Source organism: Lysinibacillus sp. EB271-A1-10B (assembly GCF_058791335.1).
In genome coordinates, this window is record NZ_JBYTDL010000003.1 from 217278 (window position 1) to 233620 (window position 16343).

Here is a 16343-nt window from a genome sequence, read left to right on the forward strand (position 1 = left end):
AATGGAAATAGATGATTATTGTATAAAATAATGGTGGTTTGGAGATGGTGTTTTGCAAAATATTTCAATTGATGAATTTATAAAATTGATAGAGAATATTTCAACTGATATATGTCCAGTCTGTAATAATAAAGTTGAATTAGATTTTATTGATTATCAAATCGTAATAGATGGTTATTTAATAAAGGTAAATAATTTACCACAATTAGAATGTCAAAGCTGTAGTAACACTATATTAACATCTAAATCAAAACAGATTATTATGTATGTTTATGAACAATGTAAGGAAAATAATAAATTTGGTTGTGAAATCACTCCACGTGAATTAAATATAAATTGTAATTTTTGTAAAAATTACAACTTTAAATATGATTATAGAGATTATGAAAATATACCAGGATTAGGAGCTATGACTAATGATGGGTTTTTAACTCCTGTATATTTTAAAAAAGAAGCTTTAATTTATTTCATGCATCATCCGGATTATGAATTGAATTTGTTTTCAGAGAGTTATGGAACATTTGGTTATAAAGATGAATTCGAAATCCCTTTTGGTATCAATAAGAATAATAGTTTAATAATTTGGTTAGGTGATTTGGATAAACTAGATGGTAATACACTTAGCTATCTTCAAATTCACAATATCCAATCTGATCATACTTTGATGCATACAGAATTTTATGATGCTCAATTAAATGTAATATGGAGTGAACCAATAATAGAAAGGCGAATAATAAATTTAAGAAACAAATTTTACGATACACTAAAATCTAATTTAAGTTTAGATTTGCATCATTTAGACCAAGAAATACTAAAAGCAATTGAAGATATAAAGAAACCAATTATTTATAGTGACAATGAGATAAAGCCTGTTATAAGTGCTCTACATAAAATATTGATTGAAGCAGTAAATATTAAATCGATTAAAAAATTTTATGAAGAAAATGTCGATACTAACAACAGAGCGAAGGAATATAAAAATTGGGGTTCGATAAAATATTATGAATACTTAATGAAGTATTTATCAATTACCAATATAAAAAATTTAATTTCACCCCTTTATTTATTAAATGATATGAGAATTATTTATTTTCATTTACTTTCAGTTGAACGTGAAGATAAATTAAAGAAAAACATAACCGATACACTAGGACTGAATCATTTTGATACAAAGGAGATTTATAAAAAATTAATAGAAAAGCTTAAGGTATTATTCGATGAATTAAATATAGCGCTTAAAGCTATAGTAAATTAATTTAATCTATTTCTCTTAGAGAAAAAAGACCTCTTCGTGATGGGTGGTCTAAAAAAAGCAAGGTAAACAAAATGTAAACAATTAATGAACTTAATATTGATATATAGGCTTTTTAATATGTCCATATCGGACGTGGCTTTTTTTTATGTGTTTGCTTATGTTTTATTAGAACGATTGGTGAAGCCTCTCTTGAAAAGTGTTGGGAAACATTTTACAAGGAGGTTTTTTTATGTCTGGCCGAAGCCATGAAGAATGACTGTCGGATTTAACATTATTGGGTAACCACAGTACACAATATTTTAATTCAGTAAAAATTGATTACCGATAACTACGGTATTGAATAGTTCAATCAAGAAAGAGGTATTTAGCTACCCTCTAAAAAAAACTATGAAGAAGCAGTACTTTTTCTAGTGCTGTTTTCTTGGAACAAGGGAGTTTTTACACATGAAGCAGGAAAAAGCAATTGTTGTATTTAGTGGAGGTCAGGACAGCACAACCTGTTTGTTTTGGGCAAAAGAACGTTTTCAAGAGGTTGAAGCTGTAACTTTTAATTATGGTCAAAGGCATCATCTTGAAATTGAATGTGCGAAGGCGATAGCAGAAGAGCTCGGTGTCAAGCATCACATTCTTGATATGTCACTCCTGAACCAGCTTGCTCCAAATGCATTGACACGACAAGACATAAAGGTAGAAGACGGAGAAAATGGTGAGCTTCCATCGACTTTTGTACCTGGTCGAAATCTTCTCTTCCTTTCATTTGCGGGCGTTTTAGCGAGCCAAGTAGGAGCTAAGCATATTGTAACTGGCGTTTGTGAAACGGATTTTAGCGGATATCCGGATTGCCGAGATGTTTTTATTAAATCCTTGAATGTAGCGTTAAATTTATCGATGGATGATTCCTTTGTTATTGATACACCGTTGATGTGGCTGAATAAGGCACAGACATGGGAGCTTGCTGATCAGTTTGGAGCACTTGAATTTGTTCGGGAAAAAACGTTGACTTGCTATAACGGTGTAATAGCAGATGGCTGTGGTGAATGCCCAGCATGTAAACTGCGAAAAAAAGGGCTTGATGAGTATTTGAGTTACAGGGAGGAGTCTTAAGGCATGTCAGATTTTAGAATCGTCGATAAGCTCCAAAAACTTGATGTAGATATTCAAAGAAATCAATTGAACTATCATGCAAAGCGTGTTCTCGTAAGTAAAGAATTTACCTTCGATGCTGCTCATCATTTACATAATTATGAAGGGAAATGTAAAAACCTGCACGGTCATACGTATCGCGTAATATTAGGACTGAGTGGATACACAGATGAACGAGGTTTGATGATTGATTTTGGCGATATAAAAAGAATATGGAAAGAAAAAATAGAGATTCATTTGGATCACCGTTATTTAAATGAGACGCTTCCACCAATGAATACGACGGCAGAGAATATTGTTGTTTGGATTTACGAAAAGCTGGCTGCGACCTTGCTTGATGAACAAAGATATGACGGTGCGCGTGTTGAGTTTATTCGGCTATACGAAACTCCGACTAGTTATGCAGAAGCGAGACGGGAGTGGATGGAAGTTGAGTAAGATACCTGTTATCGAGATTTTTGGACCGACGATTCAAGGTGAGGGAATGGTAGTTGGCCAAAAGACAATGTTTGTGAGAACTGCCGGCTGTGATTATTCTTGTTCTTGGTGTGATTCATCGTTTACGTGGGATGGCAGTGGAAAGCATCTTATTGTCCAAATGACAGCTGAAGAGATTTGGTCTGAGTTGAAACGTCTCGGAGGCAGCGGCTTTTCATTTGTCACGATTTCAGGAGGCAACCCTGCACTCATCCGAAATTTGGAGGGGCTCATTGCCACTTTAAAAGAAAATGACATAAAGGTCGGGGTGGAAACACAGGGAAGTAGGTGGCAAAAATGGATGTATGAGATTGATGAGTTGACAATTTCCCCAAAGCCACCTAGCTCTGGTATGACGACAAATTATTCGGTGCTCTCTGAAATCTTCGAAAAACTTAAAAATCGAAACAGTAATCATCATGTATCCCTTAAAATAGTCGTTTTTAATCAAGAGGATTACGAGTATGCTAAACAAATTCACCATCGTTATCCAATGATTCCTTTTTATCTGCAAGTCGGTAACGATGATCTCACGACGACGGACAATTCACAATTAATTACACATTTATTAGATAAATATCATGCGCTGATTGATAGAGTGATGAAGGATGAGGAATTAAGAAATGTCAAAGTACTGCCACAGTTGCATGCACTTGTTTGGGGGAATAAAAGAGGGGTATAGTGCCATTACAAAAATGGCATTAAGACAAATTCTAGAAGAGGATTATGATAACTTGCGACGGTATGAAAGTATAGGCTAATATGGCCTATACTTTTTTTGTGCGTCCAGCAGCATGGATGTAATCTGTTCGTGGCGATGAGAGCATGCATAGCAAGCTAATTATTTTTAAATTTACCTCTTGACCTTAAAGTAACTTTAAGATGTAGCATTGAATGAAGGCGCTATAATGTTTTGAATAAGTTGATGAAAATTCAGGATTTCATCGAAAGAAAGAACTACAGGTTCCATAATCTAATGGCATCGAGGGAATGACTTTACTATCTCGATTTATTATTGCCGGTCACACAATTTGGGAAGAGGGGGCAACGAAAAATGTATAAAAACGATGAAGAGTTAGTCGTTAGAATTGTAGAATTGAGAGGAGATTATTATCAATTTGGCTTGGAACAAGGTGGAGAATTAAAGGCATTACCGACCTTAGAACAATTGGAAGAGCTAGGGGAACTGAATATTAACTCAAATGTACAAAAGGCGAAGGAAATAATAAAGAACGTTTCACCGAATCTTTTTCAAGAACTGATCGGCTTGGCAGAAGGATTACTTATGGACATAAATAATACTATTAAACTTTTTAGTGGTTATGATGTAGCATTTCCACAAATGGGTTGCACTACATTAGTAAATGATGGCTATTATGTACGCAACTATGATTTTAGTCCGGAAATGTACGATGCGAGGCTTGTATGGACGAATCCTACAGATGGCTATGCTAGCGTAGGCTTTAGTCAGCAAATAATTGGAAGACTTGATGGGATGAATGAAAAGGGGCTCATTGTAGGGTTACATTTTGTGAATAATGAATATAAGGAAGAGGGTTTTATTGCAACGACTATTGTTAGAATGCTATTAGAACAATGTGCAAATATTGAAGAGGCGCTAAAATTCATCACAAATATATCTCATGGATATTGTTACAACTACTCCATTACAGATCAAAGTGGAAAAAGTGTAATAGTAGAAGCTTCTCCACAACAACAGGTCATAAATTTCACAAATCCTCTTATTTGTACCAATCACTTTGAGTCAGAACTATTGAGAGAGAAAAACAGAAAAAAAGTACATGGATCGATAAAAAGGAAGGACTATGTGAGTTCCTTATTATCGGAAAGTTTATCACCCATATGTACATATCGTCACTTTAATGATGAAAGTTCTCCGATATTTTATAAAGATTATAAAGAGTACTTTGGGACGTTACATACAGTTGTCTATTCCCCAAAAGATTTGAGCATCATATTTGGAGTTGGTGGGAATTGTGAACCAATGATGTTTTCACTAAAAGAATTTAAGGAGGGGACATTAATTCTACCTGAATATATAAAAGGGACAATTAATCAATCTAAATAAAAGGACATATGCTATTTGAATTAGGAAATACTATTTTAATAGGAAGGAAATAATTCCCTTATGTCGAATAATCTATAGAAGAATAGAAAGTATTCTAGATGAGGTGTTTGATTGAATAAAATAAGAACTGAAACAGAAAGATTAGTGATTCGATTTCTTGAAGAAGGTGATTATTCTTCTTGGCTAACCCAATATGAAAATCGTTTACCTTCTCAACATAAATACGATCAAGGTAAACTAAATATGAGCATCTGTACGAAAGAATGGTTTCGTGATTTAGTTACTAAACATCATCAAATGGCTGAAGATGACAAAGTCTATGTATTTGGAGTGTTTAAAAAAGAAGATAATACTCATATTGGTTTTATAGACTTTTCGACAATTATGAGGGAAGAATTTCAATGGGCCAGGTTCGGATATACAATTCATAACCAGTTTTGGAGAAAAGGTTATGGGAAAGAGGCAGTAAAAGCTGCCTTAGATCTAGCGTTTGAAAAATTAAATTATCATCGAATAGAAGCTCATATAAACCTTGATAATATTGCATCTATAAAGTTAGCAGAAAGTGTTGGAATGATGTATGAATGTACGAGGAAAGGATTCATATTCGAGGACGACAAATGGACTGATCATCTAGTTTACTTTATAAACGCAAAGTAAGTTTATAAGGTGACAAGAACGAAGATGTTTCTTGTATACATTCTCATATGAAGATTAAAAAGCAATAGATTTTAATAAAACCCCTGATTTTTCTGCTTAGCGTAGAAAAATCAGGGGTTTTTATTTACACATTTGATAAGTAACAAAACCTATTTTCATAATTAATAAAAAATCCTACCATTTTATCTACTTTTCAACCTTAATTTGTGTTAACTTAATATAAATATAAGTTAACACAAATTAAGAATAGGAGGAAATAACATAAAGTTATTTCAGGTTAATTTAAAAAGTAACATGGAGGAATAAAATGGTCCGAAAGTTTTCTACATATGATCTTGCTCAGATTTCATTGCTAGCTTGTCTTATTATCGTTACAGGTATGTTTAAAATTCCAACAGGTATTCCTGGGTCTGAATTTCAATTATCAGCACCCATAGCAGTTGCGATTGCAGCGGTATTTGGGTTTAAGCGATATTTTCTAGCGGGGATTATTGCAAGTTTAATCTTATTTTTACTAGGTATACACTCAATCTTAAATGTGGAGATCGCATTGATTTTCCGATTGACTGTAGGCCTACTCATTGTTTTATTTGGGACTTCAATTCCGGTACTTGTTTTGACTGGCCCAATTGGAACAACGGTTGCTCGATTTGGTTTGGCTTTTACGTTAGGGACTCCATTTTTACCGTTATTAGTTTTGGCTATTCCAGGCATGATAATCACAGCTGTTAGTGTTTATCCCATAACGAAAATGTTACATACAATTAATAAGAAAGTAGCAGGTAATCATCATGTTAAAAGCGTGTTATAGCATTCGAATGCGTGCGGCTGAAAAAAATCCTGAACTAGGCGAAAAGCATATATCCGGTGGTGAACGGATAGGTCGTAAATCTCAGATAGAGCCAATTGTAAAACAGTTATTGAACAAAGCAAGTAATCATTCACGTGGAGATGCTGACTTTATTCAAATTACCATTGAAAAAATAGCGCCTGATCAAATTCAGTATATACCTCCCTTAGAAATTACGGCAGTTGAGGCGGCTTCAATCGACAAGGCCCATAGTGAAGCAAGAAAAATACTAACCTCATTAGGTGTTTCGGAGCATGCAGTGAATGTTGCTTTTGATCAGCTTAGTAGGTATCAAAATCTCCGTGGGGCAATCATCCTAAATAGTAAAACTGGCTTACGGCTTGACGACCGAGGACAAAAGGGTGTTCGTGTATCACGAATCGATTGGCAAGATGCTACTTGGGACCTTAATGAGCGTGTACGTGAAGCGTTGGCTCTGGCGTCGAAAGTGGCAAATTCTCCGTTTACAATTGCAGAATTATGTTGGTCTGATGATCCAGATTACGTGACTGGATATGTAAGTAATCGTGGCATTGGTTATGTCAGAATTACACCGTTAAAAAGGGAGGGCTGTGAAAGCGGGGGACGTGTTTATTTTGTGTCCGATGAAGTAGAACTAGAATCTTATATAGACTATTTAGAAAGCGTACCGGTTCTCATTAGGAGGGATTAAAAAATGGATCATTGGTTTCAACGGGAGCTACAATTAATAGAAGAGAAAGGATTGACAAGGAAGTTACGTTCGTTTTCAAATGGCAATGAGAGCGAGGTAATCATAAATGGTAAGAAATTTTTGCTTTTTTCATCTAATAACTATTTAGGTCTTGCAACAGATTCTCGATTGAAAAAGAAAGCATCTGAAGGTATTAGTAAATACGGTACAGGAGCTGGTGGTTCGAGATTAACAACTGGAAATTTCGATATTCATGAACAGCTTGAATCAGAAATTGCCGATTTTAAAAAAACTGAAGCTGCCATTGTTTTCAGCAGTGGTTATTTAGCGAACATTGGCGTGATTTCAAGTGTGATGAAGGCAGGGGATATTATATTTTCTGATGCTTGGAATCATGCGAGTATTATAGATGGTTGTCGCCTTAGTCAAGCAAAAACTATTGTATATGAACATGCGGATATGGTGGATTTAGAGCATAAATTGAAGCAATCACGTGGAGATGGAAAGAAGTTAATCGTGACGGATGGCGTCTTTAGTATGGATGGTGATATTGCTCCGCTTCCCGAAATAGTTGCGCTAGCAAAGGAATACAATGCTTACATAATGATTGATGATGCGCATGTGACAGGTGTCTTAGGAAATGCTGGTCGTGGTACTGCTGATTATTTTGGATTGAAAGATGAGATTGATTTTACAGTAGGCACATTGAGTAAAGCGATTGGTGCAGAGGGTGGTTTTGTGGCGACGTCGGCAATTGCAAAGAACTATTTATTAAATAACGCTAGGTCGTTTATTTTCCAAACAGGTTTATCTCCAAGTGCGATTGAAGCAGCGCGAGAAGGGATATCTATTATTCAAAATGAGCCCGAACGAAGGCAACAATTGCTGAATAATGCTAAGTATTTACGTTTAAAATTGGAGAAATCCGGTTTTGTAGTTAATGAGGGAGAAACACCAATTATAACGCTTCTTATTGGAGATTCCCGTGAAGCAGTGCAATTTTCTGAGAAACTTATGGATGAAGGTGTCTTTATTCCAGCGATTCGACCACCAACTGTGCCAAAAGGGTCAAGCCGATTGCGGATTACAGTGATGGCAACACATACAATGGAGCAGCTCAATACAGTTATCAATAAATTGAAGAAAATAGGAAAAGAAATGGGTATTGTATAAAAAGTCTGATAACACTTAATAATGTTGAAAATATGTAAATAACAGTTGGATTACTGAGATTTTTCATTTTCAAAACAATAGTTCTTAACAAAACCCCTGATTCTTCCGCTTAGGATAGAAGAATCAGGGGTTTTAATTTAAACCGGTACCCATTTTTGTTACAAATGATTCAATGCTTTGACACTCACTTTAACTGTTAAATTATGCTTTCCACCTGAATAAACACCTTCAACAGGGCTTATATCGGAATAATCACGGCCAATGCATAAAATAATGTGATGTTCTAATACTTCAACATTATTAGTTGGATCTAGACCAATCCAGCCGATTCCCGGTATCATGACTTCTACCCAAGCATGAGTTGCAATATCTCCAATCAAGGCGGAGTTTTCATCCACATATAAATAACCGCTCACATAGCGCGCTGGAATTCCTTTAGCTCTGAGTACCGCCAGCATGACATGTGTGAAATCCTGACAAACACCTCGCTTCAGGGCGAAGGCTTCACTTGCCGTTGTCGTCACATCGGTTGCATCCGGATCGTATTCAAAAGTCGAATATAAGTATTGCATTAAATTTAATGAAAATAGTACAGGATTTTCAGCATGACCAATGGCATGATATACTTCCTCTAACTGATTTTCCGTCATATACGTAAATTGTGTAAACTTTAAATAGGGCAAATAATGCTCATAAAACAATTGCGAGTGAAAAATCGTCTGCATCTCTGGTGAATATTGAATACGATGAATAAATGGCGCACGTTGAATACTGACAATAGAGGTCGTTTGAATTTCAAGTTCTTGATGCTGCTCTGGTATATAAAAAGTACCAACCGTATTGCCCCATATATCTGTATGCTCACGCGTTAAAGATGAAGGTGTAATGGCGATGCGATAGGATAATAAGCGCTGACGCTCATCGCCTCTTGGCTTTAAGCGGATTGTATTTAAGCTTTGATCGACTTCAGACTCATATTGAAAAATATTAGTATGTTGAATTTCGAATTTCATAGTGTCCGCTTCCTTTGAATTACTGACTTGCTTGTTGATAGGGAGCTGTCGTTGATTCCTTTCAATGTTGTACGCTGGGTTCATATAAATGATATATTGTTGAAAATGTATTGCCTAAATCAATACATTGACACAATTTTTCCTCCATGAATAAAATAGTTTCTTCTAAAGTACTATTCCAAACATCTATATTCATGATAGCAAACAATAAATTTTCTAATGGAGCATGAAGCTCTAAAAATCTAGCTGAAAGCGGATCGTTTTCTAAACAAATAAATGCTTCCTCTAATTTTTGTAAGCAAAACATCACTGAACGTGGGAAATGCTTATCTTGTAATAAATATTGAAGTACACATAGTAAGTTAGTTTGGCGATGCTTTTGTAAATAAGACTCCGTCGCCTCTGATAAATCAAGTAAAAACGAACCGTCCGCTTCTACTAATGAGATGGCTATTTCCTTATGTTGCTCCAGTATAATTAAAGCCATACGAATCGTTTTTTCTGCACGCTCCAACCATTTCCCAACTTGCATGAAATAAAAAGGTACATCTCGATCCATCGAGCCTTCGATAAGCCCAGTTACCGTTAATGAAGTTTTACGAACATTTTGTAAAAAAGAGTTAAGAACGATAAGTGGAATAGGTCTTTCACGTTCCATTAGTTCTTGCTGTAAGGATAAATAAAAGTCATTTTGCAATTCCCAAAGCTCAATGGGAATGCTATCTCGAGTTACACGTGCATTTTCTCTAACGGCACATAAAGTAGCATGAAGAGCGTTACAGTTATTAGTAGAAAAGAGTAGATATTCGATAAGTGGATTAACTCGAATCGACTCATATAAGGTCAAGTATTCTTCCTTCGAGGCGCAAATATTCAACACCGCTTCCCAATGATCGATGTATTCATTTTCTTTGCCAGATTGCTCCAACATATTCAACAGCTGTACTTGTAATATATGTGCATTCGATTGTGATCGTTCACTATATCGTGCCATCCAGTATAGTGCATCGGCTACTCGACTTAGCATATTGTAATTCCTCCTTTAATATCCACGTATCTTTTGCTCCTCCACCTTGTGAAGAATTCACGACTAAAGATCCTTCTTTTAATGCTACACGTGATAAACCTCCAGGAAGCACATAAATATCCTCACCCTTCATCACATAAACACGCAAATCGACATGGCAAGGATAAAATCTTCCATCCTGGAAAGCTGGTGCTCTAGATAGACTAATCGTTGGTTGTGCAATGTATTGATGTGGGTTCTCCATAATTTTTTCTTTATAAATAGCGATTTCCTCATCACTCGCATGTGGACCAATAAGCATATCATAGCCACCAGAGGCACTAACATTTTTTATAACAAGCTCTCTTATATGCTCAAGAACCCAATCTAGCTGTCGATGATCAGCAAGATGATAAGTTTTCACATTACGTAAAATAGGTTCCTCATTCAAATAGTAACGAATCATATCAGGTACATAGGCATACATCGCCTTATCATCAGCAACACCGTTACCAACTGCATTTAAAATAGCAATATTTCCAGCTTTATAAGCCTCCATAATATGAGGAACTCCGAGTAAAGAATCTTCACGAAAAACAACAGGATCTAGGAAATCATCATCAATTCGACGATAAATAATATCGATTTGTTCAAGACCGTAGATAGTCTTCATGTACACCTTATCATCTCGGACCACTAGATCATGGCCTTCAACAAGCTGAATATTGAGCTGCTGTGCTAAAAAAACATGATCGTAATAGGCCGAATTATACATGCCAGCTGTTAAAAGGACTGCTTTAGGTTCTCTATTTGGCTCCATACAAGGCGGTCTATGAGCAAGAAGTGCCTTTTGCATAAAGGTCATTTGTTTGTCGAGTGACTGGATCGTATGTTTAGAGAAAAATTCAGGATACACTTCCTTCATCACAGATCGATTTTGAAAAACATAGGAAATACCTGAAGGATTGCGTAAATTATCTTCTAACACGTAATAAACACCATTTTCATCACGAATCAAATCGATACCAGCTAAAAAAATATGATTATCGATAGGTACTTTTACACCAAGCATTTCTTTATAATAATACGGATTGTTTTCAACGAGTTCTTTCGGAATAAGCCCATCTTCAAAAATAGATTGTTCATGGTAAACATCATGTAGAAAGCAATTTAACGCTTTTACACGTTGCTTCATCCCAGCTTCTATTTCTTGCCACTGTTCATTTGGAATAATAATAGGTATAAAATCAAAGGGCATTGTCCGTTCTGTTCCACCTTGTGCTCCATATACGGTAAATGTAATGCCTTGTTTAAGGAAACTAGATTGTGCTTGCTGATATTTTTCCTCTAATTGGTCCTTTGTGAATGCATTGAGCTTATGGTGGAAAGACCGATAATGAGGCTTCGGTTGATTGCCATCTAACATTTCATCAAAAAACAAACCAGATTCGTAAAACTTCATCATATGGATCGCCCTCCGAATTTAAGTAGTAGAGAAAACGTGTTACACTAAAAATGAATACATATTAAAGGAGATATAAAAATGACAACCATTAATTTAATGCAAGCTTATGAGCTAGACAAGCTTTCGAAATTAGATTTTACTAATGAGGAGATTGTGCGCACATTGCAAACAGGGGATTTATCAGTTTGGCAGGAAAAAGTACCAAACTATGAATTTTCCGAAACAATGGCACTTTTTCAAGAAGGGGAACAATTATTTTTGGACGCTTTGCATGGTAACTACCGTATTAAATATGTAACTTTGCCAGGCATTCAACGTCTACTATATCTTCACTTCCAATTAGAAGAAGGTAAGGATTATCAATTATTAGAAGCAGGCATCCAACATTTAACTTGTAATGAGGAAACAATCGAGAAACTTCAACGTATGCTATCAACTAATTGGTCTTTAGCCAAACAAGTAGATGGGACGTATAGCATCTTTATTTCGTAAACAGATTTTGTCCTGGCTTAATGGCCGCTTCGTTGCCTTACAGGTAAAAAATGCGCCCAAAATCGGCAAATTCCAAATAATTCCACGCGCGTTGTGAGAAGAATCGACATGTATAGTTACCCATCTTTTCATTTTTCGAATCGTCTCACGGTGCATAGTTCATTTAGTCCACTAGATTTAAATATTCATTTTTTTCTCGGTTTATGCCTAAAAAATGAAAACTTTTAAAAATAGGTGATTTTCTTTCTAAAAGGGAATCATCTTTTTTACTACTTAAATAGAGAACGTATGTTTCGTTTATTAAAAAATATCATTTTTTTCACCATAAAGTTCCCAAATTTATATTTGGGAACGTTTTTTCGTGGTAAAATAGAGCAAATAGAGGTGATTTTATGGAAAAGCCTAAGCTACCAAAAATAATGAGAGATTTCCTAGTTTATTTAACGACGATTAAAGGGAAGTCTCAACGTACTAGAAAAGAATACGAATATGATTTGACATTATTCTTCCGTTTTTACATAGCCATTCAAAATGATCATGAACTATCAAATTTAACGAGAATAGATATTTCTACTATTTCAATAGAAGAAATTCGTGAGATGACATTAGAAGATTTATATTTGTTTATGGAGTATTGCGAGGTACAGCGTGGAAATTCTGCATCAGCAAGAGCGCGTAAAGTAGCAACGTTGAAGTCATTTTTTAAATACTTAAAAGGAAAACGTCGTCTTATAGAGGAAAATCCGGCAGATGAATTAGAAACTCCAAAAATCGGACGGAAAAGACCTATCTATATGAATATCGAGGAAGCGACGCAATTTATCGATGGGATCCAGCCAAATCGTGCTTCACCGAGAAACTACTGTATGATGATGTTTTTCTTAAATTTAGGGATTCGTGTAACAGAGCTTTGCCAGCTAAATAAGTCATCCATACAAGGGCGCTACTTAACAGTTGTTGGGAAAGGGAATAAAGAGCGGACTGTTTATTTGAATGATAGCTGTGTACAGGCACTTACAGACTATGAAAATAGCGGCAAGACAACATATAAAGGTGAGGGAGAGGAGCCCCTATTCATCTCACAAAAAGGAACACGATTTACTCGTCAAACCGTGGCAAAAATCGTTAAACGGATTAATCAACAATCTGGACTCCAAAAAGAACGACTGACGCCACATAAGCTACGACATACATCTGCAACAATGATGTATAAATCAGGAGCGGATATTCGAAGTCTTCAGCACATATTGGGTCACTCAAGTGTGGCAACAACACAAATCTATACACATATTGAAAATGAAGAGCTGCAACATGTACTCGAAAACAATCCATTCAATATTGTTCGAGCAAGATAATTTTCAAAATATAAAGGGAAATCACTTCATCTATAGAATATTTTACATGGTATGGAACATATACAGAATAGGAATCAAAAATCGTTTGATAAGGGGAGTAGCTTATGAGTCAATTAATTAATGACCAACTATGTGAAACAAGAAACAATTTAGTAGAGGAGATCAAATTATTAAGTGATACTCAATTCAATGCTAAGCCTGATGCAAACAGTTGGAGTATAGCCCAAGTTTGCCATCACTTAACTTTAACAGAGGCATCTTTTATAAGACTGATTGCGTGGGCATTAAAACAAGAAGATAGTAAGCAAGCGGAACGTAAAAATATTCTTATTATCGCAGATAGAACAAAGAAAGTCCCAGCACCGGAATTTGTTGTTCCAGCTGAAGACTTATTTACAGTTCAGCAAATTATTGAGTTACTTGACGAATCGAGAGGAAAATTCACAACATTCCTCGATACAATTGACGATCCATCTTTATTAACAGAAAAATCCTATAAACATCCTTTTCTTGGCGATCTACCTCTCGATCAATGGATAGAACTAATTTCTATTCATGAACAACGACATATTGAACAAATAAAAGAAATCAAAGCATTCATAAAAGTTGAGCACTAATGTACTTCCCGGAGACTAAATACAAAGAATGAAAAAAAGCAAACCTCGAAATTATATTAAAGAATTAATACAAAGAATGAAAAAAAGCGAAGCTCGATATTATATTAAAGAATTAATAAGAGCGATTAAAAATTCAATCGCTTTAGAAATAATCTGGAACATTTTAATATTTATCCCTAAAATGATCTTCCGTTTATTGAAAAATTTATGGTGAATGGTCCAATTTCTCGATATAAATATTGAGAAATCGGGCTTTTTTAATGTGTTTTTTTGAAAAATCAGACTCACCGTATGCTTTTTGGAATTAAAAAACAAAAATTTTAAAAACTTTAGATGAGCATTTAGTATAATACAATGAGACTAAATGTTTTAATGAACTATTTGTGCAGGCTGGTTGGTTAAAGGTAAAAACATGATAAATACCATACTTAAAAAGGGAGAAAAAAATGGGAAGTATTTTAAAACAACTTACTGAAATTAAAAGCGAATTAGAAAAGCCATTTCCATCTAGAGATATGGAAAAAATAAAACAAGATTTTCGTGCAGAATTATTAACTTTATCAGATGAAGAAAATGAACTAAAGTTTGATTTTAATGATTATTGTATGAATATAGCTGGAACTTTAAGCTATGTTTTAGCAGACAACATAACTAACATCCCAGAAAATCAAATTGAGATGTTACATAAATCTTTCTTTGATTACTATAAACAATATCGTTTTTTTGAAGACACAATTGAAGCCTATAAAGATTTCTTTCAGGAATATAAAATCTTTGAACAAACCAGAAAGTTGTTATTACAACTATTAACTACATAAGCATTTCATATTGAGCTAACAATGCAATATTCATAGTGTAATCGCTTTATCACTAATAAGGCAGGCTAACTGACCTGCATCGTGTTGTTGCTGACGCTCGAGATATAGCGACATAGAAAAGAAGGAAAGGACAAAGAGCCTTTACTTCTTTTTTTCGTTTTATGGTATAATTATCATTATTTACTATTTTTAGTTAGGAGAAGTTATGAGAATTTATAAGTTAGTTATTCTATGTACTTCTATTATACTCTTAACAGGGTGTAATACATTTTCATCTAAAACAGAAGTACCCTCTAAAAATGCAACTTCAGAGGCTGTAAAAAATGAACCTGTTGTCTCGGATAGCACAACACATAAGGAGAAAGAAGATGAACCTGTTGTCGTAGATATCACTAATAAGGAAACTGACGATATATCAACAGGAAGTTCTCGCGCTATTGTAATTAATGAAGAAGTAGCGTCTCCGCTTGGTGAAAGTAAATCATATTTTACTTATGAGTGGGATTTTCCATTTAAAATATCCGCAACCAATACTGGAACAAAAAGGTTTTACTACAAAATTCAAAATGTAGATAAAGAAGCAATAATTGCAAATGGTATTTTAAACGGCAACGAAAGTTTTGAAAAGTTATTTAAAGGATTTCCAAAAGGAGCTTATGTCATAACTTACCGTGTAACAGAGGAAGAGCCTCCTGTAGATATAAAACTAAAAGTAAAGGTAGAGGTACTTTCCTGAAGTATTATATTTGAAATAAAGGGAGCCATTGTTTTGATCAATCTTTTTCAAAACAATGGCTTTTGTTATTTCATTAAAGTAATACTTCAAGGATATTTTTAAATTGTAAAGCTTGACGAAACGAAGTATCTGTTATATATTAATAAAAAATAATAACAACTGTTATAAGACAGTTTAATTTTAGGAGGAATTCAAATGTCAAAGTATCGTGATGGTTATGAGTTTTATTGTGAGATGTGTGAGCGTTATGGTTTAGAGCCAATTTCTTTCCGCTATTATGTGCTACAGTTATCACAGCAGCAACTTTCAGCTTATAATATGCAAGCAAAACAACTAGGTATTTAAAAGGTTTAAGATTAAAGGATGTGATTATAACGGACGCCGACGTGAATATTTTATGAAAAGCCCAGCCATACTAACTTTAATGGACTGGGCTTTCAACTATTTGAAAGAAATATCAGATAATTCATTGACATAGTAAAGAAACTGTTATATTTTATTAAAAAAATAATTAATCTGTT

The 16343-nt window shown here is 34.7% G+C and carries 18 protein-coding genes; 15 read left to right on the forward strand and 3 right to left on the reverse strand.

Annotation, left to right across the window (positions count from 1 at the left end):
* The first annotated feature begins 52 nt into the window (after positions 1-52).
* The 9 genes from AC3WSK_RS06340 to bioF all read left to right on the forward strand — a co-directional run bounded on the left by AC3WSK_RS06340 (position 53) and on the right by bioF (position 8320).
* Entirely contained in the window at positions 53-1255 is a 1203-nt protein-coding gene (locus AC3WSK_RS06340) for a YgiT-type zinc finger protein (protein ID WP_492413520.1), read from the forward strand.
* Positions 1256-1699: 444 nt separating this feature from the next.
* A complete protein-coding gene (gene queC / locus AC3WSK_RS06345) occupies positions 1700-2359 on the forward strand; it encodes a 7-cyano-7-deazaguanine synthase QueC (RefSeq protein WP_492413518.1) in 660 nt (219 codons plus the stop codon).
* Between the two features lie 3 nt (positions 2360-2362).
* Positions 2363-2836 (forward strand): 6-carboxytetrahydropterin synthase QueD, encoded by a 474-nt coding sequence (gene queD, locus AC3WSK_RS06350; RefSeq protein WP_079562315.1) that lies wholly within the window; start codon positions 2363-2365, stop codon positions 2834-2836.
* Positions 2829-3557, forward strand: coding sequence for a 7-carboxy-7-deazaguanine synthase QueE (queE, locus tag AC3WSK_RS06355; protein ID WP_079562316.1), 729 nt, complete (start codon positions 2829-2831; stop codon positions 3555-3557). Before queD ends, queE begins: the two co-directional genes overlap by 8 nt.
* Before the next feature lie 372 nt (positions 3558-3929).
* Positions 3930-4964 carry a C45 family autoproteolytic acyltransferase/hydrolase gene (locus AC3WSK_RS06360; protein WP_079562317.1) on the forward strand — a complete coding sequence of 345 codons (1035 nt, stop codon included), beginning with the start codon at positions 3930-3932 and terminating at the stop codon, positions 4962-4964.
* Between the two features lie 111 nt (positions 4965-5075).
* Positions 5076-5624, forward strand: a complete 549-nt coding sequence (locus AC3WSK_RS06365; protein ID WP_079562318.1) for a GNAT family N-acetyltransferase — start codon at positions 5076-5078, stop codon at positions 5622-5624.
* A gap of 307 nt (positions 5625-5931) precedes the next feature.
* Positions 5932-6435: a hypothetical protein gene (locus tag AC3WSK_RS06370; RefSeq protein ID WP_079562319.1), complete on the forward strand. Its 504-nt coding sequence runs from the start codon at positions 5932-5934 to the stop codon at positions 6433-6435.
* A complete protein-coding gene (bioW, locus tag AC3WSK_RS06375) occupies positions 6416-7147 on the forward strand; it encodes a 6-carboxyhexanoate--CoA ligase (RefSeq protein ID WP_079562320.1) in 732 nt (243 codons plus the stop codon). Before AC3WSK_RS06370 ends, bioW begins: the two co-directional genes overlap by 20 nt.
* Before the next feature lie 3 nt (positions 7148-7150).
* Positions 7151-8320 carry an 8-amino-7-oxononanoate synthase gene (gene bioF, locus AC3WSK_RS06380; protein ID WP_079562321.1) on the forward strand — a complete coding sequence of 390 codons (1170 nt, stop codon included), beginning with the start codon at positions 7151-7153 and terminating at the stop codon, positions 8318-8320.
* A 158-nt stretch (positions 8321-8478) separates the two neighbouring features.
* On the opposite strand, the gene AC3WSK_RS06385 is transcribed toward bioF, so the two are convergent.
* The 3 genes from AC3WSK_RS06385 to AC3WSK_RS06395 all read right to left on the reverse strand — a co-directional run bounded on the left by AC3WSK_RS06385 (position 8479) and on the right by AC3WSK_RS06395 (position 11804).
* A complete protein-coding gene (locus AC3WSK_RS06385; protein ID WP_079562322.1) occupies positions 8479-9333 on the reverse strand; it encodes a transglutaminase family protein in 855 nt (284 codons plus the stop codon).
* A gap of 61 nt (positions 9334-9394) precedes the next feature.
* Positions 9395-10360 carry an alpha-E domain-containing protein gene (locus tag AC3WSK_RS06390; protein ID WP_079562323.1) on the reverse strand — a complete coding sequence of 322 codons (966 nt, stop codon included), beginning with the start codon at positions 10358-10360 and terminating at the stop codon, positions 9395-9397.
* Entirely contained in the window at positions 10314-11804 is a 1491-nt protein-coding gene (locus AC3WSK_RS06395) for a circularly permuted type 2 ATP-grasp protein (RefSeq protein WP_427484035.1), read from the reverse strand. Before AC3WSK_RS06395 ends, AC3WSK_RS06390 begins: the two co-directional genes overlap by 47 nt.
* A 78-nt stretch (positions 11805-11882) precedes the next feature.
* Here AC3WSK_RS06395 and AC3WSK_RS06400 point away from each other — a divergent pair, with 78 nt between their 5' ends.
* The 6 genes from AC3WSK_RS06400 (at position 11883) to AC3WSK_RS06425 (ending at position 16167) form a co-directional block, all read left to right on the forward strand.
* Positions 11883-12296: a hypothetical protein gene (locus tag AC3WSK_RS06400; RefSeq protein WP_079562325.1), complete on the forward strand. Its 414-nt coding sequence runs from the start codon at positions 11883-11885 to the stop codon at positions 12294-12296.
* 392 nt (positions 12297-12688) lie between these two features.
* The gene (locus tag AC3WSK_RS06405; protein ID WP_079562326.1) at positions 12689-13651 is read left to right on the forward strand and encodes a tyrosine recombinase XerC; all 963 of its coding nucleotides are present in this window, start codon (positions 12689-12691) and stop codon (positions 13649-13651) included.
* A gap of 104 nt (positions 13652-13755) precedes the next feature.
* On the forward strand, positions 13756-14268 hold the full coding sequence (locus tag AC3WSK_RS06410; RefSeq protein ID WP_079562327.1) for a DinB family protein: 513 nt from the start codon (positions 13756-13758) through the stop codon (positions 14266-14268).
* A gap of 446 nt (positions 14269-14714) precedes the next feature.
* Positions 14715-15086: a YxiJ family protein gene (locus AC3WSK_RS06415; RefSeq protein WP_492413512.1), complete on the forward strand. Its 372-nt coding sequence runs from the start codon at positions 14715-14717 to the stop codon at positions 15084-15086.
* A 205-nt stretch (positions 15087-15291) separates the two neighbouring features.
* A complete protein-coding gene (locus AC3WSK_RS06420) occupies positions 15292-15822 on the forward strand; it encodes a hypothetical protein (RefSeq protein WP_079562330.1) in 531 nt (176 codons plus the stop codon).
* Positions 15823-16017: 195 nt separating this feature from the next.
* Positions 16018-16167: a hypothetical protein gene (locus tag AC3WSK_RS06425; RefSeq protein WP_004230023.1), complete on the forward strand. Its 150-nt coding sequence runs from the start codon at positions 16018-16020 to the stop codon at positions 16165-16167.
* Positions 16168-16343 lie beyond the last annotated feature (176 nt).

Coding starts and splice junctions, on each gene's coding strand:
- AC3WSK_RS06415 (WP_492413512.1), top strand. CDS start 14,715: ATGGGAAGTATTTTAAAACAACTTACTGAAATTAAAAGCGAATTAGAA.
- AC3WSK_RS06395 (WP_427484035.1), bottom strand. CDS start 11,804: ATGATGAAGTTTTACGAATCTGGTTTGTTTTTTGATGAAATGTTAGAT.
- AC3WSK_RS06390 (WP_079562323.1), bottom strand. CDS start 10,360: ATGCTAAGTCGAGTAGCCGATGCACTATACTGGATGGCACGATATAGT.
- AC3WSK_RS06385 (WP_079562322.1), bottom strand. CDS start 9,333: ATGAAATTCGAAATTCAACATACTAATATTTTTCAATATGAGTCTGAA.
- AC3WSK_RS06370 (WP_079562319.1), top strand. CDS start 5,932: ATGGTCCGAAAGTTTTCTACATATGATCTTGCTCAGATTTCATTGCTA.
- AC3WSK_RS06425 (WP_004230023.1), top strand. CDS start 16,018: ATGTCAAAGTATCGTGATGGTTATGAGTTTTATTGTGAGATGTGTGAG.
- AC3WSK_RS06360 (WP_079562317.1), top strand. CDS start 3,930: ATGTATAAAAACGATGAAGAGTTAGTCGTTAGAATTGTAGAATTGAGA.
- queC (WP_492413518.1), top strand. CDS start 1,700: ATGAAGCAGGAAAAAGCAATTGTTGTATTTAGTGGAGGTCAGGACAGC.
- queD (WP_079562315.1), top strand. CDS start 2,363: ATGTCAGATTTTAGAATCGTCGATAAGCTCCAAAAACTTGATGTAGAT.
- bioW (WP_079562320.1), top strand. CDS start 6,416: ATGTTAAAAGCGTGTTATAGCATTCGAATGCGTGCGGCTGAAAAAAAT.
- bioF (WP_079562321.1), top strand. CDS start 7,151: ATGGATCATTGGTTTCAACGGGAGCTACAATTAATAGAAGAGAAAGGA.
- AC3WSK_RS06405 (WP_079562326.1), top strand. CDS start 12,689: ATGGAAAAGCCTAAGCTACCAAAAATAATGAGAGATTTCCTAGTTTAT.
- AC3WSK_RS06420 (WP_079562330.1), top strand. CDS start 15,292: ATGAGAATTTATAAGTTAGTTATTCTATGTACTTCTATTATACTCTTA.
- AC3WSK_RS06410 (WP_079562327.1), top strand. CDS start 13,756: ATGAGTCAATTAATTAATGACCAACTATGTGAAACAAGAAACAATTTA.
- AC3WSK_RS06400 (WP_079562325.1), top strand. CDS start 11,883: ATGACAACCATTAATTTAATGCAAGCTTATGAGCTAGACAAGCTTTCG.